This window comes from Streptomyces tendae (genome assembly GCF_008632955.1).
Classification (GTDB): Bacteria; Actinomycetota; Actinomycetes; order Streptomycetales; family Streptomycetaceae; genus Streptomyces.
In genome coordinates this window covers 5,308,832-5,335,001 of record NZ_CP043959.1, presented here as the reverse complement: position 1 = coordinate 5,335,001, position 26,170 = coordinate 5,308,832, and the positions used below count along the sequence as shown (strand labels likewise).

General features: G+C 72.5%; 22 protein-coding genes and 1 pseudogene. 7 read left to right on the top strand and 16 right to left on the bottom strand.

The window, feature by feature from the left end; all coding sequences use genetic code 11:
• Positions 1–8 precede the first annotated feature (8 nt).
• Positions 9–227 carry a helix-turn-helix transcriptional regulator gene (locus tag F3L20_RS24550; RefSeq protein ID WP_240810745.1) on the bottom strand — a complete coding sequence of 73 codons (219 nt, stop codon included), beginning with the start codon at positions 225–227 and terminating at the stop codon, positions 9–11.
• Positions 228–322: 95 nt separating this feature from the next.
• Here F3L20_RS24550 and F3L20_RS24545 point away from each other — a divergent pair, with 95 nt between their 5' ends.
• Positions 323–850, top strand: coding sequence for a helix-turn-helix domain-containing protein (locus F3L20_RS24545; RefSeq protein ID WP_150156180.1), 528 nt, complete (start codon positions 323–325; stop codon positions 848–850).
• The gene (locus F3L20_RS24540; protein ID WP_150156179.1) at positions 813–1,931 is read left to right on the top strand and encodes a tyrosine-type recombinase/integrase; all 1,119 of its coding nucleotides are present in this window, start codon (positions 813–815) and stop codon (positions 1,929–1,931) included. The genes F3L20_RS24545 and F3L20_RS24540 overlap by 38 nt, the downstream gene beginning before the upstream one ends.
• A gap of 3 nt (positions 1,932–1,934) precedes the next feature.
• On the opposite strand, the gene glnA is transcribed toward F3L20_RS24540, so the two are convergent.
• Positions 1,935–3,344 carry a type I glutamate--ammonia ligase gene (glnA, locus tag F3L20_RS24535; RefSeq protein WP_048456730.1) on the bottom strand — a complete coding sequence of 470 codons (1,410 nt, stop codon included), beginning with the start codon at positions 3,342–3,344 and terminating at the stop codon, positions 1,935–1,937.
• 210 nt (positions 3,345–3,554) lie between these two features.
• On the opposite strand from glnA, the gene F3L20_RS24530 reads away from it, so the two are divergent.
• The gene (locus F3L20_RS24530; protein ID WP_145825390.1) at positions 3,555–4,022 is read left to right on the top strand and encodes an RDD family protein; all 468 of its coding nucleotides are present in this window, start codon (positions 3,555–3,557) and stop codon (positions 4,020–4,022) included.
• Positions 4,023–4,140: 118 nt separating this feature from the next.
• Here F3L20_RS24530 and F3L20_RS24525 read toward each other — a convergent pair whose 3' ends face one another.
• The 4 genes from F3L20_RS24525 to lipB form a co-directional block, all read right to left on the bottom strand.
• On the bottom strand, positions 4,141–4,845 hold the full coding sequence (locus tag F3L20_RS24525; RefSeq protein WP_150156178.1) for a DUF4191 domain-containing protein: 705 nt from the start codon (positions 4,843–4,845) through the stop codon (positions 4,141–4,143).
• Positions 4,846–4,903: 58 nt separating this feature from the next.
• On the bottom strand, positions 4,904–5,104 hold the full coding sequence (locus tag F3L20_RS24520) for an SCO2195 family GlnR-regulated protein (RefSeq protein ID WP_145825388.1): 201 nt from the start codon (positions 5,102–5,104) through the stop codon (positions 4,904–4,906).
• 307 nt (positions 5,105–5,411) lie between these two features.
• Complete coding sequence (gene lipA, locus F3L20_RS24515; protein WP_145825387.1) at positions 5,412–6,377, bottom strand: lipoyl synthase; 966 nt, start codon at positions 6,375–6,377, stop codon at positions 5,412–5,414.
• Positions 6,378–6,553: 176 nt separating this feature from the next.
• Positions 6,554–7,351 carry a lipoyl(octanoyl) transferase LipB gene (gene lipB / locus F3L20_RS24510; protein ID WP_150156177.1) on the bottom strand — a complete coding sequence of 266 codons (798 nt, stop codon included), beginning with the start codon at positions 7,349–7,351 and terminating at the stop codon, positions 6,554–6,556.
• A gap of 262 nt (positions 7,352–7,613) precedes the next feature.
• On the opposite strand from lipB, the gene F3L20_RS24505 reads away from it, so the two are divergent.
• Positions 7,614–9,074, top strand: a complete 1,461-nt coding sequence (locus tag F3L20_RS24505; RefSeq protein WP_150156176.1) for a regulator — start codon at positions 7,614–7,616, stop codon at positions 9,072–9,074.
• A 517-nt stretch (positions 9,075–9,591) separates the two neighbouring features.
• Here the strand turns inward: F3L20_RS24505 and F3L20_RS24500 are convergent.
• Together F3L20_RS24500 and F3L20_RS24495 are read right to left on the bottom strand one after the other, a co-directional pair.
• Positions 9,592–10,998 (bottom strand): NAD(P)/FAD-dependent oxidoreductase, encoded by a 1,407-nt coding sequence (locus F3L20_RS24500; protein WP_150156175.1) that lies wholly within the window; start codon positions 10,996–10,998, stop codon positions 9,592–9,594.
• Between the two features lie 267 nt (positions 10,999–11,265).
• Entirely contained in the window at positions 11,266–12,168 is a 903-nt protein-coding gene (locus F3L20_RS24495; protein WP_150156174.1) for a TIGR01777 family oxidoreductase, read from the bottom strand.
• A gap of 64 nt (positions 12,169–12,232) precedes the next feature.
• Here F3L20_RS24495 and F3L20_RS24490 point away from each other — a divergent pair, with 64 nt between their 5' ends.
• Positions 12,233–12,721: a GNAT family N-acetyltransferase gene (locus F3L20_RS24490; protein ID WP_167534597.1), complete on the top strand. Its 489-nt coding sequence runs from the start codon at positions 12,233–12,235 to the stop codon at positions 12,719–12,721.
• A 59-nt stretch (positions 12,722–12,780) separates the two neighbouring features.
• Here F3L20_RS24490 and F3L20_RS24485 read toward each other — a convergent pair whose 3' ends face one another.
• Positions 12,781–13,965 carry a MarP family serine protease gene (locus F3L20_RS24485; RefSeq protein WP_150156172.1) on the bottom strand — a complete coding sequence of 395 codons (1,185 nt, stop codon included), beginning with the start codon at positions 13,963–13,965 and terminating at the stop codon, positions 12,781–12,783.
• A gap of 214 nt (positions 13,966–14,179) precedes the next feature.
• Between F3L20_RS24485 and F3L20_RS24480 the strand changes: the two genes are divergently transcribed.
• Together F3L20_RS24480 and F3L20_RS34100 are read left to right on the top strand one after the other, a co-directional pair.
• Complete coding sequence (locus F3L20_RS24480) at positions 14,180–15,100, top strand: peptidoglycan recognition protein family protein (protein ID WP_240810744.1); 921 nt, start codon at positions 14,180–14,182, stop codon at positions 15,098–15,100.
• Positions 15,097–15,273 (top strand): hypothetical protein, encoded by a 177-nt coding sequence (locus tag F3L20_RS34100; RefSeq protein ID WP_167534596.1) that lies wholly within the window; start codon positions 15,097–15,099, stop codon positions 15,271–15,273. The genes F3L20_RS24480 and F3L20_RS34100 overlap by 4 nt, the downstream gene beginning before the upstream one ends.
• Before the next feature lie 28 nt (positions 15,274–15,301).
• On the opposite strand, the gene F3L20_RS24475 is transcribed toward F3L20_RS34100, so the two are convergent.
• From F3L20_RS24475 to F3L20_RS24445, 7 genes and pseudogenes are all read right to left on the bottom strand, one after another.
• A complete protein-coding gene (locus tag F3L20_RS24475; protein ID WP_150157485.1) occupies positions 15,302–15,820 on the bottom strand; it encodes a DUF4240 domain-containing protein in 519 nt (172 codons plus the stop codon).
• A gap of 236 nt (positions 15,821–16,056) precedes the next feature.
• Positions 16,057–17,043 (bottom strand): helix-turn-helix transcriptional regulator, encoded by a 987-nt coding sequence (locus F3L20_RS24470; RefSeq protein ID WP_145825379.1) that lies wholly within the window; start codon positions 17,041–17,043, stop codon positions 16,057–16,059.
• A gap of 74 nt (positions 17,044–17,117) precedes the next feature.
• Positions 17,118–19,823: a pyruvate dehydrogenase (acetyl-transferring), homodimeric type gene (aceE, locus tag F3L20_RS24465; protein ID WP_145825378.1), complete on the bottom strand. Its 2,706-nt coding sequence runs from the start codon at positions 19,821–19,823 to the stop codon at positions 17,118–17,120.
• A 385-nt stretch (positions 19,824–20,208) separates the two neighbouring features.
• Entirely contained in the window at positions 20,209–20,832 is a 624-nt protein-coding gene (locus F3L20_RS24460; RefSeq protein WP_024882649.1) for a GntR family transcriptional regulator, read from the bottom strand.
• Positions 20,833–21,050: 218 nt separating this feature from the next.
• Positions 21,051–22,846: pseudogene (sucB, locus tag F3L20_RS24455) on the bottom strand (2-oxoglutarate dehydrogenase, E2 component, dihydrolipoamide succinyltransferase).
• Between the two features lie 61 nt (positions 22,847–22,907).
• Positions 22,908–24,296, bottom strand: coding sequence for a dihydrolipoyl dehydrogenase (gene lpdA / locus F3L20_RS24450; RefSeq protein WP_167534595.1), 1,389 nt, complete (start codon positions 24,294–24,296; stop codon positions 22,908–22,910).
• A gap of 227 nt (positions 24,297–24,523) precedes the next feature.
• The gene (locus F3L20_RS24445) at positions 24,524–26,062 is read right to left on the bottom strand and encodes a leucyl aminopeptidase (RefSeq protein WP_150156170.1); all 1,539 of its coding nucleotides are present in this window, start codon (positions 26,060–26,062) and stop codon (positions 24,524–24,526) included.
• Between the last annotated feature and the right edge of the window lie 108 nt (positions 26,063–26,170).

The window sequence follows — 26,170 nt, the reverse complement described above, 5'->3', positions numbered from 1 at the left end:
GTTTCGGCTCATGCTGCGGCGCCTCCGGTCTGCTCCGCGTCCCACGCGTCGAGCACAGCAACGGGGTACAGCGTTCGCCGGCCGCGCTTCACGGCGCCAGGGATGTAGCCGATGTGCTTCCAGTAGCGGATCGTGCTGGGCGCGGTGCGGTACCGCTCAGCCACTTCCGCCGTGGTCAGGTACTGAACTCCACTCGCAGCTGCGTTCACGGCAGCACTCTTCTTCACGCGATCCTCCTTGGGGATCAACGAGCTATCTGCGTGAAGGATTGCAGCCGCTCCCGCTTGTGGTCAACCTCAGCCAACGTTTAACGTCTATCCCTGTGGAGGATGAGACGCGGGATGAGAGCGCCCGGCCGGTGCGGATCACGGCCGAGGAAGTCATGGGCAAGCAGGTCAAGCGGATCCGGGAGCTGCGGGGTTGGTCTCAGCAGGAACTGGCCCGCCGCATGGTCGATAAGGGCTACTCGTGGCGGCAGACCACCGTTGCCAAGACAGAGGCAGCGGACCGTCCGATCCGAGTGAACGAGGTGCAGGGACTGGCCATCGTCTTCGGCGTGACGGTCAATGACCTGCTCGCCGTCCCCATTGACGACTTCGAGATGCTCGGGGCCGCGTCACGCCTGACCGAGCTGCGCACCCTGGCGGAGGCCGCCAACCAGCGAGTCATCGAGCTGCGTCGCACCCGCGAGCGCCTCGACAAGGATGCGGAAGCGGCGGAGCAGGAGTACCGAGACCTGCTAGACCAAATCGACGAGCAGCAACGCGAGTACGACGAGATCTCGGCGCGCGTGAAGCAGCAAGGGGAGTCGGGTGGCGAGCAAGAACATCGCGAAGAGGCCGAACGGTAAGTACCGGGCCCGGTACCGAGACCTGGCCGGCAAAGAGCACGCGAAGCACTTCGGCCGGAAGATCGACGCTGAGCGGTGGCTCGACGAGGTGACGGCCGCCCTGGTCACCGGCAACTACGTGGATCCGAAGAGCCAGAAGATGACCGTCGACCAGTGGTGCGATGCCTGGCTGGACAGCTACGCGCACCGGGAGTCGACGGAGCGGCAGGCCCGCGTGCACGTGGCCCGGATCCGGAAGGAGTTCGGGCCACTGCCGTTGATGGCGGTCGACGAGATGGCCGTGAAGCAGTGGATGGCCAAGCTGAAGCGGGAAGGGCTGAGCCAGTCCTACCGCTTCGCGCTGCACGCCCGGCTGTCGCAGCTGCTCACCGACGCGGTGGGCGCCCGGAAGCTGGCCAGCAACCCGTGCAGCCGACGCACGACACCCGGTGCGGGCAAGCAGCGGCCCTACGTGGCGACCGAAGCCCAGTTCTGGAAGCTGTACGAGGCGGCCGAACCGAAGTACCGGCCCGCGCTGCTGCTCGGAGCGTTCGCCGGCCTGCGCGTCGCCGAGGTGTGCGGGCTCCGGGTCGGCGACGTCGACCTCGACGCGCGGGTCATCCTGCCCGCGGTGCAGTACCCGGCCGAGCCGCTGAAGACCGAGATGAGCATGACCGCGGTCCCGATCCCTGACGCGTTCGTGGGGGAGCTGAAGCGGCTACTCGACGGCCGCGCTGATGGATGGGTCGTGCCAGACGACGAGGGCCTCCAGCTGGGACCGTGGAAGGTCGAGCGCCACATGCGCCGGATCCGGAAGACGGTTGCCGGCCTGCCCGAGGGTTTCCGCTTCCACGACCTCCGCCACTTTTACGCCTCGATGCTCATCGCGGGCGGCAGCGACGTCAAGATTGTTCAGCACCGGCTGCGACACTCGTCCGCGAAGACGACCCTGGATACGTACAGTCACCTCTGGCCGGACTCCGACGAGTCGACCCGGGCCGCTGTCGAGCGGGTCATGGGAGCCATGATCAACAAAACTGCGGACCCCCTGCGGACTGTCGAAGAGTCCGCAGAGGGTCCGTCCAGCGTAGAGCCCTGTTGATCTTTACACGTCGAAGTAGAGCTCGAACTCGTGCGGGTGCGGACGCAGTTGCAGCGGGGCGATCTCGTTCTGACGCTTGTAGTCGATCCACGTCTCGATCAGGTCCGGCGTGAAGACGTCGCCCTGGAGGAGGAACTCGTGGTCGGCCTCGAGGCGGTCCAGCACGGCGCCGAGGGAGGTCGGGACCTGCGCCACGTTCGCGTGCTCCTCGGGAGCCAGCTCGTAGAGGTCCTTGTCGATCGGCTCGGCCGGCTCGATCTTGTTCTTGATGCCGTCCAGGCCGGCCAGCAGCAGCGCCGAGAAGGCCAGGTACGGGTTGCCGGAGGAGTCCGGGGCGCGGAACTCGACGCGCTTGGCCTTCGGGTTCGAGCCGGTGATCGGGATGCGCATCGCGGCGGAGCGGTTGCGCTGCGAGTACACCAGGTTGATCGGGGCCTCGAAGCCCGGGACCAGACGGTGGTACGAGTTCACCGTCGGGTTGGTGAAGGCCAGCAGCGACGGCGCGTGCTTGAGGATGCCGCCGATGTAGTAGCGGGCGGTGTCCGACAGGCCGGCATAGCCCTGCTCGTCGTAGAAGAGGGGCTCGCCGCCCGCCCACAGCGACTGGTGGACGTGCATGCCGGAGCCGTTGTCACCGAAGATCGGCTTGGGCATGAAGGTCGCGGTCTTGCCGTTGCGCCAGGCGACGTTCTTCACGATGTACTTGAAGAGCTGCAGGTCGTCGGCGGCCGCGAGCAGCGTGTTGAACTTGTAGTTGATCTCGGCCTGGCCTGCGGTGCCCACCTCGTGGTGCTGGCGCTCGACCTGCAGGCCGGACCGCTCCAGCTCCAGGGAGATCTCGGCGCGCAGGTCGGCGAAGTGGTCGACCGGCGGGACCGGGAAGTAGCCGCCCTTGTAGCGGACCTTGTAACCGCGGTTGTCCTCCAGCGCACCGGTGTTCCAGGCGCCCGCCTCGGAGTCGATGTGGTAGAAGGACTCGTTCTCCGAGGTCTTGAAGCGCACGCTGTCGAACACGTAGAACTCGGCCTCGGGGCCGAAGAACGCGGTGTCGGCGATGCCGGTGGAGGCGAGGTACGCCTCGGCCTTCTTGGCCACGTTGCGCGGGTCACGGGAGTACTGCTCGCCCGTGATCGGGTCGTGGATGAAGAAGTTGATGTTGACCGTCTTGTCCCGGCGGAACGGGTCGACCCGCGCGGTGGACAGGTCCGGCAGCAGCGCCATGTCGGACTCGTGGATGGCCTGGAAGCCGCGGATCGAGGAGCCGTCGAAGGCGAGCTCCTCGGCCGGGTCGAAGGCCGACGCCGGGATGGTGAAGTGCTGCATCACACCCGGCAGGTCGCAGAAGCGGACGTCGATGAACTTGACGTCCTCGTCCGCGATGAACTTCTTGGCCTCGTCGGCGTTCTGGAACATCCAGCTCCTCCTACTCCCGACCGTCCCGCCGGGGTGGTAGATCGTTCGTGCGGCCAGTGCGGGGGGCACACGCTGCACTCGACCCTAGGGACGGGTCATTTCTCGGGCGTGACCCGTTTGTTTCGCACAAGTTAACCGGCACCTCTTTCACGGTAGCTCCGGCACACCCCGCCGTCTCCCGGTCATATCCGGTCGCAGTACCGTGGACGGGTGGACAACAGGCAAGCAATCGGATCATGGCTGTCCGGCCCGCGCGCGGCCATGGAGGAGGCCGGTGCCGACTTCGGTTACCGGGGTGAGCAGCTGGGGCTGCCGGAACAGGGGCCGGGCTCGATCGCCCGCCCGGGCCGCAGGATCGGTGCCCTCGCCGTCGACTGGGGCCTGTGCCTGCTGATCGCATACGGTCTGTTCACCGACGGCTACGACGCCCGGACCGGCAACTGGGCGCTGCTGGTGTTCCTGGTGCTGAGCGTCCTGACCGTCGGCACGATCGGCTTCACGCCCGGCAAGCGCCTGTTCGGGCTGCGCGTGGTGGCCGTGGACAGCGGCCGGGTGCAGCCGCTGCGCGGCCTGCTGCGGTCGGCGCTGCTGTGCCTCGCCGTCCCCGCTCTGGTCTGGGACCGTGACGGCCGCGGCCTGCACGACCGGCTCGCCCGCACGGTCGAGGTGCGGATCTGACCCGGCTCCGCCGGCACACGACGACGCCGACATACGACGACGCCGACACACAACGACGGGGGCGCCGGAATCCGATTCCGGCGCCCCCGTCGTCGTATGTCACGTACGGGTACGGGGCTCAGCGGCCGCGCTGCCCGCCGCCCTTCGGCAGCTTCATGCCCTTGGGCATCGGCCCCTTCGGCAGCGGCATGTTGCTCATCAGGTCGCCCAGGGCGCGCAGCCGGTCGTTGGTCGCGGTGACCTGCGGGCCGGTGAGCACGCGGGGCAGCTTGAGCATCGTGGTGCGCAGCTTCTTCAGCTCCACCTGGCCCTCGCCGTTGCCCACGATCAGGTCGTGCACCGGGACGTCCGCGACGATGCGGTTCATCTTCTTCTTCTCGGCGGCCAGCAGGCTCTTCACCCGGTTCGGGTTGCCCTCGGCGACCAGCACGATGCCGGCCTTGCCGACCGCGCGGTGCACGACGTCCTGGCTGCGGTTCATCGCCACCGCCGGGGTCGTCGTCCAGCCACGGCCGATGTTGTCGAGCACGGCCGCGGCGGCGCCCGGCTGTCCCTCCATCTGACCGAAGGCGGCCCGCTCGGCCCGGCGGCCGAACACGATCGCCGACGCGAGGAAGGCGAGCAGGAGGCCCAGGATGCCGAGATAGATGGGGTGCCCGATCAAGAAGCCGATCGCGAGGAAGACACCGAAGGTGACGATTCCGACAGCCGCGAGTACAAGACCGATCTTCTTGTCGGCCCTGCGGGTCATCTTGTAGGTCAGAGCGATCTGCTTCAGTCGCCCGGGGTTCGCAGCGTCCGCTGCGGGTTCCTTCCTCGCCATGCCATGAAGTCTACGTGTCCCCCGGAGCGCCTTCGACGGCAGTGCCGGGGTCGGGCGCTCAGGGGCGGGTGAGCACCGTCTGGTCGAGCACGCGCTGCGCCTCGACGCGGTCCTTGGCGCGGCGGCGGTCCTCCAGGACCGACGTCCAGGCGTTGCGCCGGGCGGTGCGCTGGCCGCTGCTCATGAGCAGGGACTCGACGGCGCGCAGGGCGGTGGTGAGGGACGGGATGGCGGTGGCGCGGACGGGCGCGGCCTGCATGGTGACGGTCTCCCTCGGGTGCCGGCGGATTGGGGTGGCGTGCTGTGATTCCAGGCTCACTGACTGGTGTTACCAGGGCGTGACCGACCGGTCAAACAGGCATGAAGCCTCCGTGCCGGGCCCCGGAACGCCGACGCGGCCCCGGCCTGTGCCCTCAACTGGGAGGACGGCCGGGACCGCGTGCTCTCGGCCACTACCAGGCGGTAGGGCCTTGTGCGTGAATTCACAGCGTGCCGGCGGGGGAGTGGGGCACGGCCCCGCGACGGCTCGGACCTGCTCCGCTCGGACCCGCTCCGCGCGGACGCGTTCAGACGGCCTGCGAGGCGACGTACGCGCCGCGCTTCTCGACGGCCATCCGGTAGAGCCGCCCGGCGCGGTACGAGGAACGGACCAGCGGGCCGGACATCACGCCGGAGAAGCCGATCTGCTCGGCCTCCTCCTTCAGCTCCACGAACTCGTGCGGCTTGACCCAGCGCTCCACGGGGTGGTGGCGCACCGAGGGCCGCAGGTACTGCGTGATGGTCACCAGCTCGCAGCCGGCGTCGTGCAGCTGCTTGAGCGCCTCGCTGACCTCCTCACGGGTCTCGCCCATGCCGAGGATCAGGTTGGACTTGGTGACCAGGCCGAAGTCGCGGGCCTCGGTGATGACCTTCAGGGAGCGCTCGTAGCGGAAGCCGGGGCGGATCCGCTTGAAGATCCGCGGGACCGTCTCGACGTTGTGCGCGAAGACCTCGGGGCGGGAGGAGAAGACCTCCGCCAGCTGCTCGGGCACCGCGTTGAAGTCGGGGGCGAGCAGCTCGACCTTGGTGCGGCCCTCCGCGCGGTCCGCGGTCTGCGCGTGGATCTGGCGCACGGTCTCGGCGTACAGCCAGGCGCCGCCGTCCTCCAGGTCGTCGCGGGCGACGCCGGTGATGGTGGCGTAGTTCAGGTCCATGGTGACGACCGACTCGCCCACGCGGCGCGGCTCGTCACGGTCCAGCGCCTCGGGCTTGCCGGTGTCGATCTGGCAGAAGTCGCAGCGCCGGGTGCACTGGTCGCCGCCGATGAGGAAGGTCGCCTCGCGGTCCTCCCAGCATTCGTAGATGTTGGGGCAGCCGGCTTCCTGGCAGACGGTGTGCAGACCCTCGCTCTTGACCAGGTTCTGCATCTTGGAGTACTCGGGGCCCATTTTCGCCCGGGTCTTGATCCACTCGGGCTTGCGCTCGATGGGGGTCTGGCTGTTGCGGACCTCCAGGCGCAGCATCTTGCGTCCGTCGGGTGCGACTGCGGACACGACCGGCTCCTAGCGATTGATTCTTCGGCGTGGTCAAGCGTACGCCCGTTGATATGTATGCCCGGCGAGGGTGCCGGCCTGCCGTTGGCAGTCGGCGGCGCCCTCACACGGCCTGCTCGGCCGTGACGTGCAACGCCGGCCGCGCCCTGGTTATGCCGTGTTCCGCGGGGCCGCCGTCAGGCGGGCGTCCGCTCGATCGCGCGCGGCTTCAGCTCGGCGTTCACGAGCACGTCCGTCAGGTGCCGCTCCACGACCGGCAGCACCTCCTCGATCGTGACGTCGCGGCCCAGCTCGTTCGCCAGGGAGGCGACGCCCGCGTCGCGGATGCCGCACGGGATGATCTTGTCGAACCACTTGTTGTCGGGGTTCACGTTGAGCGCGAAGCCGTGCATCGTGACCCCCTTGGCGACCCGGATGCCGATCGCGGCGATCTTGCGGTCCTCGCGGCGCTGGCCGGCGTTGGAGGGGGCGTACTCCGGGCCGTTCAGCCGGGGGTCGAACTCGTCGTCCTGGAGGCGGGGGTCGAAGTCCAGGGAGAGCCCTCCGAGCGCCGGGCGCCGTTCGACCGGGTCGCCCAGCACCCACACCCCGCTGCGGCCCTCGACCCGGGTGGTCTCCAGGCCGAACTCCGCGCAGGTGCGGATCAGCGCCTCCTCCAGGCGGCGGACGTGCGCGACCACGTCCACCGGGCGGGGCAGTTTCTGGATCGGGTAGCCCACCAGCTGGCCGGGGCCGTGCCAGGTGATCTTGCCGCCGCGGTCGACGTCGATGACGGGGGTGCCGTCGAGCGGCCGCTCGCTGTCCTCGGTGCGCCGCCCGGCGGTGTACACGGGCGGGTGCTCGAGCAGGATGACGGTGTCGGGCACCTCGTCGGCGAACCGCGCGGCGTGCACCCGGCGCTGTTCGTCCCAGGCCACCCGGTAGTCCACGGCCTCGGCACCGAAGCCCATCCGCACGAACCGCAACTCACTCACGGCAAGCGCCTCCCTAGAAGGTCGTCAGGCGCGAAACGCACCCACGCCACTGTACGACCGTTCGACGGACCCCCGGCCGGCAGCCGTCCCTGGCCCGCTCGTCAGCCTTCGGGCAATCCTCACACGATCGGATGAATGCCGGTTGATCTCTGCGATCAGGTGCTCACTCTCCGCTACATTCGCGCCGACCACGAGGCCATAAGGGCTGCTCACAGGCAATCCGGGCACACCCACAGCCGGAAGGCAGGAGACCGCACCGCAGATGACGGAACGACCCGCGCAGCGCACCCCCAACCGACAGCTCGCCGCGCTCATCGCAGAAGCGGGGTTCTCCAACGCGGGACTCGCCCGTCGCGTGGACCAGCTCGGTCTCGAACACGGGCTCGACCTGAGATATGACAAGACCTCCGTCACCCGCTGGCTGCGCGGACAGCAGCCACGCGGCACGACCCCGGCGCTGATCGCCGAGGTCTTCACCCGGCGCCTCGGACGCAGGCTGACCGCCCAGGACCTCGGCCTGGACGCCTGCGCGCCGGTCTACGCGGGACTGGAGTTCGCGGCCACCCCGGAGGAGGCCGTCGACATCGTCGGCGGACTCTGGCGCAAGGACTCCGGCAGCCACGCCGAACTCCGCAAGATCGCCTTCACCTCGGCGGGACTGGTGGTGCCGAGCCGGGACTGGCTGATCGGCCGGCCCGACGAGAAGGTGGCCCGCGCCGAGCCGGTGCGGGTGCCCGCCCAGGGGCGCGGTCCGGTACGGCCCGTCATCCCCGCCGAACTCACCGCCCGCCGGCGCGGCGCGGCCGACCGCGGGCCCGGGTACCGGGTGACCGGGGGCGACATCTCCGCGCTGCGCTCGGTGGGCGAGCTGTTCCGCACCCTCGACGACGCGTACGGCGGCGGACACGCCCGCCAGGCCCTCGTGCGCTACCTGGAGCACGAGTGCGAGCCGATGCTCCGCGGGACGTACGGCGAACAGCTGGGCCGGCGGCTCTTCGCGGCCGCGGCCGACCTGACCCGGCTGGCCGGCTGGACGTCGTACGACATCGCCGCGCACGGGCTCGCCCAGCGGTACTTCGTCCAGGCGCTCCGGCTGGCCCAGGCGGCCGGCGACCGGGCGTACGGCGCCTACGTGCTCGTCACGATGAGCCGCCAGGCGGTCTACCTCGGCCACGGACGGGAGGCCGTGCAGCTCGCCCGCGTGGCCCAGCAGGGCGCGGGCGGCTCCGTCCCGCCCGCCGTCCAGGCCCTGCTGCACGCCGCCGAGGCGCGCGGACACGGGGTGCTCGGTGAGGTACGGGCCTGCACGGCCGCCCTGGTCCGCGCGGAACGCGCGCTGGACGCGGCGCGGCCCGGGGACGAGGTGCCCCACTGGGCGCGCTTCTTCGACGAGGCCCAGCTCGCCGACGAGTTCGGCCACTGCCACCGGGACCTCCAGCAGTTCCGGGCGGCCGCCCAGCACGCGGAACGGTCGCTGCAGCTGCGCGGGCCCGGGTACGCCCGCAGCCGGCTGTTCTGCCGCGTCGTCCTCGCCACCGCCCGCCTGGGCCTCGGCGAACTCGACCAGGCGTGCCAGCTGGCGGCGGAGGCGGCGGCCCAGGCGGCGGAGATGCGCTCGGTCCGCGCGGTCGAGTACGTCCGCGACTTCGAACGCCGCCTGGAGCCGTACCGCGACGCGGCCCCGGTCCGCACCTACCGCGACAGGGTCTCCACGTACGCCTGACACGACCGCCGCGCGGGCGGTTCACCCGCGCCGGGCGTGCCGCCGGCCACCGGGGGCGGCGCGTCCGGCTCCCGGCGGTGCCCGCGGGGGCCGGGGAACGCCTGCCCGGCCCGGGTGACCTCCGGTCCGGGCTGCGCGCCGCCGTCGTGCCCCGCGACCGCCGCGCCATGGCGCGCGCCGGCCTGGCCGGGTGAGCCGTGGCCGACGCGGCCAGGCCGGACGCGCGGCCGCACCCCTGCCGGGCTGCTTCCTCGGGCCGGGGAGTGCCGCCGTGGACGTCGCGCGGGCGTTGCCCGGGCCGCGGGCGCCGGGCCGAGTGCCGGGGCGGTGCACGACGCCGCCGACGCGGGCGCGTGGCGTGCTGTCCAAGGCGTACGTGCCGTGGCGTGAAGCGTGTCCGCGCCCCGCGGTCAGGTCACGCGGGGCGCGGACACGGGTTCGGTGGGCCCGGGCCGGCTTCCTGCCGACGGCCGGGCGGGTGCCGGGCGGGGGCGAGCGGGTCTGCCCGCCCCCCGGGTCAGGCTGCCCGGGCTGTCGGCAGGGGGTCGGCCGTGTGGAGGGGGCGGTCGACGCCGAGGTCCGTCAGGAGGGCCGTGGCCGCCCGGTCGGCGGAGCGCAGGGCGCCCTGGACCGCGCCGCTGTCGCGGTGGTCGCCGCAGACGTACAGCCCCGCCAGCAGCCGTACCGGCCGCCGCAGGTCGTGCGGCGGGCGCATGGCCGGGACCGCGTCGGCCGTGTGCCGCACCGCCAGCGTCTCCCACCGTGTCGTCGGCACCCCGTACAGCCGGGCCAGGTGCATGCGCACGGCCGTGTCGGTCTCCGCCGTGGCGGGACCGAGGACCGCCGAGGTGACCAGCGTGCGGCCGGCCGGGGCGCGGGACGGGTCGACCCGGCTCACCACGGCGGTGTGCGCCACCGGCCCGCCCCGGTCCGCGTCCAGCAGCAGCGAGGTGTCCGTGCCCGGCGCCTCGTCGGTGGTGTGGTGCACCACCGTGACCGGGTGGAAGTCCGGTACCCGCAGCCCCGGCAGCAGTTCCGCCGCGGCCCGCGCACCGGTCGCGACCAGCACGGCGGCGCACCGGACCACCCCGTGCTCCGCCGTGGTCACCGACGTGGTCGACACGGAGGTGACCCGCACCCCCGTGTGCACCGTGCCCGCCGGCAGCGACCGCGCCAGGAGCTGCGGCAGCGCCTCCGACCCGCCCTCCGGCAGACACAACCGGCCGCGCGCGAAGTCCCGCAGCGCCAGGTCCGCGGACCTGCTGGACGTACCGAGCTCCGGGTCGCACAGCAGGGCGGCCAGCAGCGGGTGCAGGAAGCCGTCGACCGTGCGGACGGGCAGTCCCCGGGCCGCCAGGGCCTCGGCGGCGGTCGTCTCGGGGCGGGCCAGCAGCCGTTCCACCGGCGCACCGGCCAGCCGGTTCAGGGCGGCGCCCAGACGGGCCTGGTCGAGCGCCGTGCCGAGCGGGGCGCCCGCGCGGTTGCGGGGCACGGCCACCTGACGCCCGGGCACCGCCACCGGCCTGCGCGGCCCCGGACGGGGGGCGCTCGCCAGGGCGCGCACCGCGTGAAGTGCGCCCCTCGCGCTCCGCGCCCCTCGCGCGCGCCGGGTGCCCGGCCGGACGCCCGCACGATGATGTCGTCCGTCGCTGTGCAGCAGGACACCCGGCGCGAAGGGCCGCAGCACGAGGTCCTCCAGCCCCGGGGTGAGGTGGAGTTCGGGGCATGCCGTGGACAGCAGCCGTCCCACGGTGTCGAGTCGGAAGCCGTCGACCTTCTCGGTCGTCATGCGGCCGCCCACCTCATGGGCGGCCTCCAGGACGACGGTCGAGACTCCTGCGCTGGTCAGTCGTCGTGCCGCGGAGAGTCCGGCCACCCCGGCTCCCACGACGACGACGTCCGCCTGGTACGTGGGCTCAAGCACGTGCCCCTCCTCGAGGTTGCGCGGGCGCTGGAGACGTCATGCCCTCAACAGGCCCCAGGGATACCCGAGTTCGGCTCGAGGTTAGGCCGGTGATCGGTCACCGGGTCAGTCGCGCACGGACAGAGCACGGGCGCACGGCGGTCGCATACGCACCCCGCGCGGACACCAGCCGGTCGCAGAGGGGTCAGAAGAGGTCGCTGCCCGGTACGGCCCGGTCGCGCGCGGCGCCCGGCAGGGCACGCGGATCACCCGCACGCCCCCGCCCCGTCACAGCGCCGCCCTGATCGCCCCCTCGACCTGCGGGAAGGCGAAGCGGAACCCCGACTCCAGCAGCCGCGCCGGCACCACCCGCGCGCTGCCCAGCACGTCCCCGGCCATCTCCCCGAGCACCGTCCGCAGCACCGGCGCCGGCACCGCGAACACGGCCGGCCGGTGCAGCACCCGTCCCATCGCCTCGGTGACCTCACGGTTGGTCACCGGCTCCGGCGCGGTCAGGTTGAACGGCCCGGACAGCCCGTCGGTGTCCAGCAGATGACGCAGCGCCGCCACCTCGTCGTGCAGCGCGATGTACGACCAGTACTGGCGTCCGTCGCCCAGCCGCCCGCCGAGCCCGGCCCGGAACAGCGGGAACAGCCGGCCCCACGCCCCGCCCCCGCCCGCCACCACGAGCCCCGTGCGCGCGAACACCGTCCGCACGCCCGCCTCCCGGGCCGGCGCCGCGGCGGCCTCCCACGCCACGCAGACCTCCGGCAGGAACCCCTCACCCGGGGGCGCGCTCTCGTCCACCGCCCGGTCGCCGGTCTCGCCGTAGTAGCCGATCGCGCTGCCGTTGAGGAACACCCGCGGCCGGGCGTCCTCGGGGAGCCCGGCGACGGCCTCGGCGAGGGCCGTCGTGCCCCGCACCCGGCTGGCCCGGATCCGCTCCTTGTACGCGTCCGTCCAGCGCCGGTCGCCGACCCCCGCACCGGCCAGGTTCACCACCGCGTAGCACCCGGCGAGCCCGGCCGCGTCCACCGTCCCCCGCTCCGGGTCCCACCGGATCTCGTCCGCCGACCGGGGCGCGCGGCGCACCAGCCGCAGCACCGTGTGCCCCTCAGCCGTCAGCGACCGCGCCAGGGCGCCGCCGATCAGTCCGGACGCCCCGGCCACCGCGATACGCGCATGTTCCATGACGTCCATCCTGCCCCTGACGCACCGCGAATCACGGCCCGAACCGGCGCGTAGAGTGACGCGCATGCCGGAACCGCTCATACGCACCGCCCGCCCCGACGACGAGGGCGACCTGAACCGTCTGGACCGCGAGACGTGGTCCCCGCTGCACGCCGTCCAGCCGCCGCCCGGGCCGGACGAGCCGTTCTTCCGGCCGGCCTGCGGCCCGGACGCGCACCTCGTCGCCGAGCACGAGGGCCGCCTCGTCGGCTACGTCCGCCTCGGCCACCCCACCGAGCTGAAGTGCAACACGCACGTCCTGCAGATCCGCGGCCTGGCCGTCGCGGAGGAGGCCCGCGGCAAGGGCGCGGGCCGGACCCTGGTGCGGGCCGCCGTGGCGGAGGCCCGCCGCCGGGGGGCCCGCAGGCTGACCCTGCGGGTCCTCGGCCACAACACGGCCGCCCGCGCGCTGTACGCGTCCGAGGGCTTCGTCGTGGAGGGCGTGCAGCCGGAGGAGTTCTTCCTCGACGGCCGGTACGTCGACGACGTGTTCATGGGCCTGCGCCTGGTCTGACCTGCCCGCGGGCGCCCGCGCCGTGAGCGCCCGCGGGCCCCGCGGGCGCGGACGTCCCGCTACGACGTCACCGGCTGCCCCGTGTCCACCGGCGTGGTCGCCTCCGCCGCCCGCGCGGCCTCGTCCGCCACCTCGTCCGCCGTCAGCACGTACCCCGTCTCGGCGTCCGAGGTGGACCGCGCGAACACCACGCCGAACACCCGGCCGTCGGTGGTCAGCAGCGGCCCGCCGGAGTTGCCCGGACGGACCGTGGAGCGGATCGAGTAGATCTCCCGGGTGACCGGGCCGTCGCTGTAGATGTTCTGCCCGCGGGCCTGCACCCGCGCCGCGACCGTCGCCGCCTGCAGGTTCAGGTCGCCGTCCTGCGGATAGCCCGCCACCACCGCCGCCTCGCCCCGCTCGGCGTCGTCGTCGAAGGCCAAAACCGGCGCCCGCAGGTCCGGCACGTGCAGCACGGCCACGTCCTTCCGGGGGTCGAACAGCACCACCCGCGCCTCGTACGTCCGCCCGACGCCGCCGACGCGCACGGTGGGTTCGTCGATGCCGGCGACCACGTGCGCGTTGGTCATCACGTGCTCCCGCGCGTACACGAACCCGCTGCCCTCGCGCCCCTGCGTGCCGGCCACCCCCTCGACCTTCACGGTGCTGCGCTGCGCGGCCCGGGTCGCGGCCGCGGTGACGTTGTCCCCGGACGGCGCGGCGACCTCGGCGGTCGACTCGTTCTCGAACGGGTTGAACACCTGCGGGAAGCCCGCCTCGGTCAGCGCCGAGGTGGCCCGGGAGAACCAGGCCGGGGTGGTGTCCGGCATCGCGTCCTGCACCGCGCCCAGCAGCCGGGAGTCCCGGATCGCCGAGGTGATCAGCGGTGACGAGGACGCGCCCAGCACACTCGCCGCCACCCACGCCACGATCAGCACCGCCACCGCGTTGGCCGCCGCCCCGCCGACCCCGTCCGCCACCCGCAGCGGGCCCCGGTCCAGCTCACGGCGCAGCCGCAGCCCGAGCCGCCCCGCCAGTTCGTGCCCCACCACGGCCGGCAGCAGCACCGTGAACACGGCCGCCACCGTCGCCCGCGTCGTCCCCGGCGTCACCAGGTCCATCACCCACGGCAGGATCCACACGCCGACGACCGCGCCGCCCACGAAGCCGGCCAGCGACACGCAGCCGGCCACCAGTCCGCGCCGGTAACCGGACGCCGCGTAGGCCAGGACGACCAGCATCAGCAGGATGTCGAGCAGATCCACGCACGCCGCCTTTCTCTTGGGACCACCGACCCTCAATACGGGGCCCGGGGGCACGGTGATCAGCCACGCGCCGGCCGGACGCGGGGAGGGTGCCCGCGGGACACGCGTGCGGGACACGCGTGCACAGGGGAAAACGTCACGCACCGGGACGATGGTTCCACCGACTGGCAGAGCACATCTCGCGGACCCCGCCGACCGGACCCACAGTGGCACTATGCGCGTCCCCAGGAGACGACCGCGCGGAGCGCGGAAGCCCCGCTCCCCCCGGATACCCGGCGGGCCCGGCTTCCCGCGCCTGCCCCGGGCCGTCGCGGCACCGCTCGGCTGTCTGCCGGGCGTGGCCGCGGCCGTCGCCCTGGTGCTGACCGCCTACGGCGTCGAGCGGGCCGCCGAGACCTCCGACGCCGAGGCCGCCGCCCGCCCCGCTCCCGCCTTCCAGGCGCCCCGGCCGTCCATCGTGCCGCGCTCGGTCTGGTTGGGCGACGCCGCCCGCGACCAGCCCCCGCCGCGCTACGACGACCAGGTCGTCGCCGTCTTCGTCCACCACACCGACTCGCCCAACGGCTACGACTGCGCCGACGCGCCCGGCATCATCCGGGGCCTGTACGACGGGCAGACCGAGGGGCGCGACTGGGACGACCTCGGCTACAACTTCGTCGTCGACCGCTGCGGCACCGTCTACGAGGGCCGCGCGGGCGGCACCGACCGCCCCGTCACCGGCGCCCACACCCAGGGCTTCAACCACCGCACCGCCGGCATCGCCGCCCTCGGCACCTTCACCGAGGGCGTGGAGGTGCCCGAGGTGATGCTGCGCGCGATCGCCGCCGTGACCGCCTGGAAGCTCGGCCCCTCCGGGACCGACCCGCGCGCGGAGGTCCGGCTGGTCTCCAGCAACGGCGGCAGCCGCTACGCGGCCGGCACCGCGGCGACCCTGCCCGCCGTCGCGGGACACAGCGACGGCTACATGACCGACTGCCCGGGCGCCGCCCTGCACGCGCGGCTCCCGGAGATCAGGGACCTCGCGGCCCGCCTCCAGGGCCGCGACGCCGGCACCGGCACCGACCGGGACACCGGCACCGACACAGAGCGCGTCGAACTGGAAGACGACGCACGAAACGAAGAGCTGAGCCCATGAGCGACACCCCTGACCGAAGTACCCCCTGGGCGGACGCCCTGCGCCGCCCCTGGACCGCACTGTGCGCCGCGGCGGCCGTCGTCCTCGGCCCGGCGGCCTACACGGCCTCCGCCCTCATGCAGGCCAACGCGGCCCCCCTGCGCCACACGCAGAGCCCCCACCGGCGTCTGTGACCGCGCGCCGGCGCCCGCGCGCCGCGGCTCAGTCGCGGAACCTCTCCCACAGCCGCGGATAGCGCTCGGCGAGCAGCGCCTCGTTCTCGAAGTCGAGCGGCGTGCCCTCCGGCTCCACAGGGGCCGGAGGGAGGCCGAGGTCCGGCGCCACCGTCCCGGTGAGCTGCTCGTACGCCTCGTCCGCCGCGTAGCCCAGGTCCTCGCCGTCGCCGTCGATCTCCTCGTCGAAGTCGCCGAGCAGGTCGGCCAGCTCGTCCGGATCGTGCAGCGCCCCCTCGAACACCTCCCGGCCCTGGCCGATCAGCCAGCACCGGAAGAAGTCGAAGGCGTCGTCGCCGGCCCCGTCCAGCAGCACCCACGCGGCGCCCCACAGGTCCCAGCGGTAGGCGCGGTGGTAGCGGGCCTCGAAGTGACGGGCGAAGTCCAGGACCGCCTCCGGGTCCCGCAGCACGAGCCGCTCCACGAGCAGGTCCGCCTGCTCCTCCGGGTCGCCCTCGGCATCCTGTCGGGCGATGTCCACCAGCTCCCAGAACTCCGTCTCGTCCATCACGCCCCCAGCATCGACCCTGCACGCCGCAGACGCACCCGCTGAGACACCCACCTCTCCAGGGGCGCGGGGAACCGCACACTCAGGGGCGCGGGGCTGTACCCGATATGCGACTCCGCCGCGTGGGCGTGAAGGGGGTCCGGGGCGCAGTCCCGGGGACGGGACGGGAAGGGGCGGAGGGGGCGAACACCCCGGACGCGCACCCGCCCCCCGGCAACCGCCCGAAGCACCCCACCTCACCCGCGGTACAACCGCCCCAACCGCTCCGCCTCCGAGGCGAACCACTCCCGCAGCCCCACCGGCGCCAGAACCTCCGCCTCCGCCCCCAACCCGGCCAACTGCACCCGAGCCACCTCCTCCGACTCCACCGGCACCGAAACGGTCACCCACTCACCCGCACCCGGCTCCGCCACCCCCTCCAACGCCTCCCGCGCCGCCACCGGATCCACGGCCCACGGCAGCCGCCGCATCCCCTCCGCCGTCAGCCGCACCACCACCTCCGCCCGCAGGATCGACCGCGCGAACTGCGCCGCCCGCTCCTCCCAGAACGCGGGCAGCTCGAAGTCCTCCGCCCGCTCGAACCGCTGCTCGCCCGGCTCCACCGCCGTGAACCGGTCGATCCGGTACACCCGGAAGGAGTCCCGTCCCGCCACCCGCGCGCACAGGTACCAGACACCCGCCTTCAGCACGAGCCCGTACGGCTCCAACTCCCGCTCCACCTCGTGCCGCCGTTCGCCCGACCCGCGCAGGTAGCGGGCGGTGACCCGCCGGTCGTCCCACACCGCGTCCGCCACCGCAGGCAGCAGCTCGGGCGTGCGCGGCTCGCGGAACCAGTTCGGCGCGTCCAGGTGGAAGCGCTGCGCCGCCGTACGGGAGGCGTCCCGCAGCGACGGCAGCAGCGCCGCCGACACCTTCAGCCGGGCAGCCGAGGCCGCGTCCTCCAGACCCATCTCGCGCAGCGCCCCCGGCACCCCGGACAGGAACAGCGCCTCCGCCTCGCTGCGCGCCAGCCCCGTCAGCCGCGTCCGGTACCCGCCGACCAGCCGGTAGCCGCCGATCCGCCCCCGGTCCGCGTACACGGGCACGCCCGCCTCGGACAGCGCCTGGGCGTCGCGGGTGACCGTACGCTCCGACACCTCCAGCTCCCGGGCCAGTTCGGCGGCGGTCATGGAGGGCCGGGACTGCAGCAGCAGCACCATCTTGATCAACCGGGCAGCACGCATGCGCCCATCATGCAAGAGGCCCCCGCCATCACGCGCGGACGCGTGACGACGGGGGCCTCCCGCGAACTGCGGCCCTACAGGCCGTACTTCTCCCGGGCCTCCTTGACCGCGGTGGCCTTCACCTCGCCGCGGCGGGCGAGCTGGGCCAGGGCCGCGACGACGATGGACTCGGCGTCCACCCCGAAGTGGCGGCGGGCCGCCTCACGGGTGTCCGACAGACCGAAGCCGTCGGCGCCCAGCGAGGAGTAGTCCTGCTCGACCCACTGCGCGATCTGGTCCGGGACCTGGCGCATGTAGTCGGAGACCGCCAGCACCGGGCCCTCGGCGCCCTGGAGCGCGCGCCGGACGAACGGCACCCGGTCCTCACCGCGCAGCAGGGCCTCGTCGGCCTCCATCGCGTCCCGGCGCAGCTCGGTCCACGAGGTGGCCGACCATACGTCGGCGGCCACGCCCCACTCCTCGGCCAGCAGCGACTGGGCCTTCAGCGCCCAGTGGATCGCCGTGCCGGAGCCCAGCAGCTGGATGCGCGGGGCGTTGGCGGCGGGGGACAGGCCCGCGGACTCCGCCGTGTTGAAGCGGTACAGCCCCTTGACGATGCCCTCGTCGATGCCGGCCGCCTGCGGCTTGGCGGGCTGCGGCAGCGGCTCGTTGTAGACCGTCAGGTAGTAGAAGACGTTCTGGTCCTCGCCCGGCTTCGCCTCGCCGAACATCCGGCGCAGGCCCTCCTTGACGATGACACCGATCTCGTACGCGAAGGCCGGGTCGTAGGTCAGGGCGGCCGGGTTGGTCGCAGCGATGACCGGGGAGTGGCCGTCGGCGTGCTGCAGGCCCTCGCCCGTCAGCGTGGTGCGGCCGGCGGTGGCGCCGACCAGGAAGCCGCGGCCGAGCTGGTCGCCGAGCTGCCACATCTGGTCGCCGGTGCGCTGCCAGCCGAACATCGAGTAGTAGATGTAGAACGGGATCATCGTCTCGCCGTGCGTCGAGTACGACGTCGAGGCGGCGACGAACTCGGCCATGGCGCCGGCCTCGGTGATCCCCTCGTTGAAGATCTGGCCGTTCTTGGCTTCCTTGTAGTACATCAGCTGGTCGCGGTCGACCGGCTCGTACGTCTGGCCCATCGGCGAGTAGATGCCGAGGGACGGGAAGAGGCTCTCCATGCCGAAGGTGCGCGCCTCGTCGGGGACGATGGGCACCCAGCGCCTGCCGGTCTCCTTGTCGCGGACCAGGTCCTTGACCAGGCGGACGAACGCCATGGTGGTGGCCACGTTCTGCGAGCCGGAGCCCTTGTCGAAGGCGGCGAACGCCTTGTCGGCGGGCTGCGGCAGCGGCGCCACCGGGTGCACGCGGCGGGCCGGCGCGGGACCGCCCAGGGCGGCACGGCGCTCCTGGAGGTAGCGGACCTCGGGGGAGTCGGCACCCGGGTGCGCGTAGGGCACCACGCCGTCCACGAACTGCGCGTCGGAGATCGGCAGCTCCAGCCGGTCGCGCATCGCCTTGAACTCGTCCACCGTCAGCTTCTTCATCTGGTGGTTGGCGTTCTTCGAGGCGAAGCCCTCACCGAGGGTGTGGCCCTTGACGGTCTGCGCCAGGATCACGGTCGGCGCGCCCTTGTGGGACAGCGCTGCCCGGTACGCGGCGTAGACCTTGCGGGACTCGTGGCCGCCACGGGAGACGTGGAAGCACTCGAGGATCTTGTCGTCGCTCAGCAGCTTCGCCATCTCGACGAGCGCCGGGTCCTTGCCGAAGAAGTCCTCGCGGATGTAGGCGGCGTCGCGCGTCTGGTACGTCTGCACCTGCGCGTCCGGCACCTCGCGCAGGCGGCGGACCAGCGCACCGGTGGTGTCCAGCTGGAACAGCTCGTCCCAGGCGGTGCCCCACAGGGTCTTGACGACGTTCCAGCCGGCGCCGCGGAACTGGGCCTCCAGCTCCTGCACGATCTTGAAGTTGGCGCGGACCGGACCGTCGAGGCGCTGCAGGTTGCAGTTGATGACGAAGGTCAGGTTGTCCAGCTTCTCGCGGGAGGCGAGGGTGAGCGCGGTCGTCGACTCGGGCTCGTCCATCTCGCCGTCGCCGAGGAACGCCCACACGTGCGAGTCGGAGACGTCCTTGATGCCGCGGCTGGTCAGGTAGCGGTTGAAGCGCGCCTGGTAGATCGCGGAGATCGGGCCGAGGCCCATCGACACGGTGGGGAACTCCCACAGCCAGGGCAGGCGCCGCGGGTGCGGGTAGGACGGCAGGCCGTTGCCGCCGGCCTCACGCCGGAAGTTGTCGAGCTGCTCCTCGCCGATCCGGCCGTCGAGGAAGGCGCGGGCGTAGATGCCGGGGGAGGCGTGGCCCTGGATGTAGAGCTGGTCGCCGGAGCCGTCCCCCTCCTTGCCGCGGAAGAAGTGGTTGAAGCCGGTCTCGTACAGCCAGGCCGCGGAGGCGAAGGTGGCGATGTGGCCGCCCACGCCGTACTTGCTGCCGCGGGTCACCATGGCCGCCGCGTTCCAGCGGTTCCACGCGGTGATCCGCGCCTCCATCGCCTCGTCGCCGTCCACGGCGGGCTCGGCGGCGGTGGGGATGGTGTTGACGTAGTCCGTCTCGAGGAGCTTCGGCAGCGCGACGCCGGCGCCCTCGGCACGCTCCAGCGTGCGGCGCATCAGGTACGCGGCACGGTGCGGCCCGGCCGCCTCGGTGACGGCGTCCAGGGAGGCCTGCCACTCGGCGGTCTCCTCGGGGTCGCGGTCCGGGAGCTGGTCGAGCTCGCTCGGCTGGATGGCGTTGGGGTCGGTCGTCATGTCGCCGCCTTCCTCAGTCGAAGGGGGTGCCCTCAGAAGGGTTCGGGGGTGCCCTTGGTCTTTGGCAGGACAGGGCTGCGGACTTCGGTGGAAGTCCGCAGGTGACAATAACTCCGTGATCGATGATCGATCAAAGGGTTGAGGGGTAAAACCTCTTGATCACGAGAAAGTCGGCACGGGGTGCCTCCGGCGGTGGCACGCGGTGACGGTGTTTTCGCCCGTTCGCGCAGGTGAGGGGCTGCGCGCCGACGAGCGCCACCGGGCCGTGTGGGGGCTGATCGCGCAGTTCCCCGCGCCCCTGAAGGGGCGCGGGGAACTGCGCGAACGGGGTCTGGGGGCGGAGCCCCCAGGGACGGGACGGAAGGGGCGGCGGGGGCGAACTCCCTCAGGCCCGCGGCGCACACCCCAGCACATGCGACTTGACCAGTTCCGCGATGCGCGGATCCCGGCGGCGGAAGGCCGCGACCAGTTCTTCGTGCTCCTCCGCGTACGACTGCTGCACGGTCCCCAGCCACCGTATCGACAGCGCCGTGAACACCTCGATCCCCAGCCCCTCCCACGTGTGCAGCAGCACCGAGTTGCCGGCCGCCCGCACCAGCTCCCGGTGGAACCCCACCGTGTGCCGTACCTGCGCGGTCCCGTCCGCCATCCGGTCCGCCTCGTACAGCGCGGCCACGTGCGGCTCCAGCGCCGAGCAGTCCTCCGCCAGCCGCGCCGCCGCCAGCTCCGCCGCGATCGCCTCCAGACCGGCCCGGACCGGGTAGCTCTCCTCCAGGTCGGCCGCCGTCAGGTTCCGCACACGTACGCCCTTGTTGGGCGCGGACTCGATCAGCCGCAGCGACTCCAGCTCCCGCAGCGCCTCCCGCACGGGCGTCTGGCTGACCTCCAGCTCGGTCGCGATCCGCCGCTCCACGATCCGCTCACCCGGCTGCCAGCGCCCGCTGATGATCCCTTCCAGGATGTGCTCGCGGATCTGTTCGCGCAGCGAGTGGACGACGGGCGCGGTCATGAGGGGCTCCTTAGCGGGGCCGGCGGGCCCCCGGGGGGCTTTGACGAGTAGACAATACGGCCGGGAGCCCGCCCGGGTGGGGCGCGTGAGGGCGCTTTCGCCCAGGTGAGACGAGACTTACACGCCCCGTACGACGAAGCCCCCGCCCGGAACACCACGAAGGGTTCCGGACGGGGGCACCGTGGGAGCGGGTCAGCGACCCGGGCTCACCGGTCGGTTCACAGGCCGAGCTCGACCTCGAACTCGCCGGCCTCCAGGATCGCCTTGACCGCCGTCAGGTAACGGGCCGCGTCGGCACCGTCCACCAGGCGGTGGTCGTAGGAGAGGGTCAGGTAGGTCATGTCGCGGACGCCGATGACCGTGCCCTCCTCGGTCTCGATGACGGCCGGACGCTTGACCGTGGCACCGATGCCGAGGATCGCGACCTGGCCCGGCGGCACGATGATCGTGTCGAAGAGCGCGCCGCGCGAACCGGTGTTGGAGATGGTGAAGGTCGCGCCGGACAGCTCGTCCGGAGTGATCTTGTTGCCGCGGACCTTGCCCGCCAGCTCCGCCGTGGCCTTGGCGATACCGGCGATGTTGAGGTCGCCGGCGTTCTTGATGACCGGGGTCATCAGGCCCTTCTCGGAGTCCACCGCGATACCGATGTTCTCGGTGTCGAAGTAGGTGATGGTCCCCTCGGCCTCGTTGATCTTGGCGTTGATCGGCGCGTGGGCCTTCAGTGCCTGGGCCGCGGCCTTGACGAAGAACGGCATCGGGGAGAGCTTGACGCCTTCGCGCGCCGCGAACGCGTCCTTGGCCCGGGCGCGCAGCTTCATCAGGCGGGTGACGTCGACCTCGACGACCGACGACAGCTGGGCCTGCTCGTGCAGCGCCTTGACCATGTTGTCGCCGATGACCTTGCGGATCCGCGGCATCTTCACGGTCTGGCCGCGCAGCGGGGAGGCCTCCAGCGCGGGGGCCTTCTTCGCGGCGGGCGCGGCGGCAGCGGCGGCCGGGGCCGGGGCTGCGGCCTTCGCGGCCTCGGCGGCGGCGAGCACGTCCTGCTTGCGGATACGGCCGCCGACGCCAGTGCCCTTGACGGTGGACAGGTCGACGCCGTTCTCGGCGGCGAGCTTGCGCACCAGCGGGGTCACGTAGGCGCCGTCGTCCGTGGCCTGGGCGGCGGCCGGGGCCGGGGCGGCGGGCGCCTGCGGGGCCGGCGCGGGCGCCGGAGCGGGCGCCGGGGCGGCCGGGGCCGGAGCGGCCTGCTGCGGAGCCGGGGCCGGAGCGGCCGGGGCCGGAGCCGGGGTGGGCGCCGGAGCCGGGGTGGGCTCGGGCTGCGCCGGGGCGGGCTCGGGCTGCGCCGGGGCGGCCGGGGCCTCCTGGGCGGGGGCTGCGGCCGGAGCGGCGCCGGCCTCGCCGATGACGGCGAGCTTCGCGCCGACCTCGGCGGTCTCGTCCTCGCCGACCACGATCTCCAGCAGGGTGCCGGACGCGGGGGCGGGGATCTCGGTGTCGACCTTGTCGGTCGACACCTCGAGCAGCGGCTCGTCGGCCTCGACGCTGTCACCGACCGACTTCAGCCAGCGGGTGACGGTGCCCTCGGTGACGGACTCGCCGAGCGCGGGCAGGACCACGTCCGTGCCCTGCGCCGAACCGCCGCCGGCCGAGGCCTCGGTGGTGGGCGCCGGGGCCGGGGCGGACTGCTCGGTGGACGGCTGGGCCTGCGGCTGCGGCTCGGGGCCGGCGGGCCGCCTGCTCGGCCGCGGGCGCCGGGGGCGGCGGGGGCACCGCTGCCGTCGTCGATCAGGGCCAGCTCGGCGCCGACCTCGACCGTCTCGTCCTCGGCGACCTTGATGGAGGACAGCACGCCGGAGGCAGGGGCCGGGATCTCGGTGTCGACCTTGTCGGTCGACACCTCGAGCAGCGGCTCGTCGGCCTCGACGCGCTCGCCCTCGGCCTTCAGCCAGCGGGTGACAGTGCCCTCGGTGACGCTCTCGCCGAGCGCCGGAAGGGTTACGGAAACCGCCATGGTTTCGGTTGCTCCTTAGAAGTGCGGAAGTCTGTGTCGTCGCGCCCGGTGACTGAGGGCGTCAGTCGTGGGAGTGGAGGGGCTTGCCGGCCAGGGCCAGGTGGGCCTCGCCGAGCGCCTCGTTCTGCGTCGGGTGGGCGTGCACGAGCTGGGCCACCTCGGCCGGCAGCGCCTCCCAGTTGTAGATCAGCTGGGCCTCGCCGACCTGCTCACCCATACGGTCGCCGACCATGTGGACGCCGACCACCGCACCGTCCTTGACCTGGACGAGCTTGATCTCGCCCGCGGTCTTCAGGATCTTGCTCTTGCCGTTGCCCGCGAGGTTGTACTTCAGGGCGACGACCTTGTCCGCACCGTAGATCTCCTTGGCCTTGGCCTCGGTGATGCCGACGGAGGCGACCTCGGGGTGGCAGTACGTCACCCGCGGGACACCGTCGTAGTCGATCGGGACGGTCTTCAGACCGGCCAGACGCTCCGCCACCAGGATGCCCTCGGCGAAGCCCACGTGCGCGAGCTGGAGCGTCGGGACGAGGTCACCGACGGCCGAGATCGTCGGGACGTTGGTGCGCATGTACTCGTCGACCAGGACGTAGCCGCGGTCCATGGCGACCCCGGCCTCCTCGTAGCCCAGGCCCTGCGAGACCGGGCCGCGGCCGACGGCGACGAGCAGGACCTCGGCCTCGAACTCCTTGCCGTCCGCCAGGGTGACCTTGACGCCGTCCTGGGTGTACTCGGCCTTCTCGAAGAAGGTGCCCAGGTTGAACTTGATGCCGCGCTTGCGGAAGGCACGCTCGAGGAGCTTCGAGCTGTTCTCGTCCTCGACCGGGACGAGGTGCTTCATGCCCTCGATGACGGTGACGTCGGTGCCGAAGGACTTCCACGCGGACGCGAACTCGACCCCGATGACGCCGCCGCCCAGGACGATCGCGGACTTCGGCACGCGGTCCAGGACCAGGGCGTGGTCGGAGGAGATGATCCGGTTGCCGTCGATGTCCAGGCCCGGCAGCGACTTCGGCACGGAGCCGGTCGCCAGCAGGACGTGGCGGCCCTGCACACGCTGACCGCCGACGTCGACGGAGGTGGGGGAGGACAGCCGGCCCTCGCCCTCGATGTAGGTGATCTTGCGCGAGGCGATCAGCCCCTGAAGACCCTTGTACAGGCCGGCGATGACGTCGTCCTTGTACTTGTGGACGGCCGCGATGTCGATGCCCTCGAAGGTGGCCTTCACACCGAACTGCTCGCTCTCGCGGGCCTGGTCGGCGATCTCGCCCGCGTGCAGCAGGGCCTTCGTGGGGATGCAGCCGTTGTGCAGGCAGGTACCGCCGACCTTGCCCTTCTCGATCAGGGCGACGTCCAGGCCCAGCTGCGCCCCGCGCAGGGCCGCGGCGTACCCACCGCTGCCACCGCCGAGGATCACTAGGTCGAAAACGGTGCTGGCGTCGTTCGCCACGTCACGTCCTCCATGCATGTGCGCCACGCCGGTCTCCAGTGACCGGTCGGCGGCTGGTGTCCGGCCGCTCTTTGTTCTCGGCCCTTCAGTGGGGCCCTGTCCTGCCGAGCCCTATCCTCGCACTTGTCGGGGCCGTACGAGACGCCGGGCCGTGGTGTGAGACGTCCCACGTCCCGGTGACGGGGCCTCGCCCTACCCGCGTGCGAGGCCCGTCACCCGAGGATGCGTCAGCTCAGCTCGCCGTCGGCCGCGCGCTCCGCCAGCCGCACCAGCGTGCGCACGGCGGAGCCGGTACCGCCCTTGGGGGTGTAGCCGAAGGGGCCGCCCTCGTTGAAGGCCGGGCCCGCGATGTCGAGGTGGGCCCAGGTGATGCCCTCGCCGACGAACTCGCGCAGGAACAGGCCGGCGACCAGGCCGCCGCCCATCCGCTCACCCATGTTGGCGATGTCGGCGGTCGCCGACTCCATGCCCTTGCGCAAGTGGTCCGGCAGCGGCATCGGCCAGGCCGGCTCGCCCGCCTCCTCGGCGGCCTCGTGCACGACGGCGCGGAAGTCGTCGTCGTTGGCCATGATGCCGAAGGTGCGGCTGCCCAGCGCCAGCATCATGGCGCCGGTCAGGGTCGCCACGTCCACGATGGCGTCCGGCTTCTCCTGCGAGGCGGCCCACAGGGCGTCCGCGAGGACCAGCCGGCCCTCGGCGTCGGTGTTGAGCACCTCCACCGTCTTGCCGCTGAACATGCGCAGCACGTCACCCGGGCGGGTCGCGGAACCGGAGGGCATGTTCTCGGCCAGCGCCAGCCAGCCGGTGACGTTGACCTCGAGGCCCAGGCGGGCGGCGGCGACGACCGCGGCGAACACGGCGGCGGCGCCGCTCATGTCGCACTTCATCGTCTCGTTGTGACCGGCCGGCTTCAGCGAGATGCCGCCCGAGTCGTAGGTGATGCCCTTGCCGACCAGGGCGAGGTGCTTCTTCGCCTTGGACGAGGTGTACGACAGCTTCACCAGGCGCGGGCCGGACGCCGAGCCGGCGCCGACGCCGAGGATGCCGCCGTAGCCGCCCTTGACGAGGGCCTTCTCGTCGAGCACCTGCACCTTGATGCCGTGCTCCTTGGCGGCCGCCTGGGCGATCGCCGCGAACGCCTCGGGATTGAGGTCGTTCGGCGGGGTGTTGACCAGGTCACGGGCGCGGTTGAGCTCCTCCGACACGGCGACGGCGCGCTCGACGGCCGCCTTGTACGCCTTGTCCCGGGGCTTGCCGCCGAGCAGCGCCGCCTCGGCGAGCGGGGCCTTGCCGTTCTTGCCGTTCTTCGCGTCGCCCTGGTCCTTGTAGGCGTCGAAGGAGTACGCGCCGAGCAGCACACCCTCCGCGACCGCGCCGGCGTCGGCGGCGTCCGTGAGGGGCAGCGCGAACGCGGCCTTCTTCGTGCCGGTGAGGGCGCGGGCGGCGGCGCCGGCCGCCCTGCGCAGCGCCTCGGCGGCGTAACCGGAGTCCTTGCCGGGCTGGGCGCCGAGGCCGACCGCCACCACGAGCGGCGCCTTGAAGCCGGCCGGTGCGGGGACCTTGGTCACCTCGCCCTCGGCACCGGACGCGCCGAGGGTCTCCAGGACACCGGCCAGATTGCCGTCGTACGCCTGGTCCACGGCCTCGGCGCCCGGGGCGACGACGGGTCCCCCCGGCTTGGACGCGGAGCCCTTGGCGACACCGATCACGATCGCGTCGGCGCGCAGGCCGGCGACCGCGGCGGTGCTGAGAGTCAGAGCAGTCACGGTGGTGAGTTCTCGCTTCCGATGTGAAGTTGCAGTGGCCGAAAGGTGTGGGTCGACCGGGCCCGGCAGCCGACCCTAATCGTGACGTCCGGGTGCGATCCCGTCGGG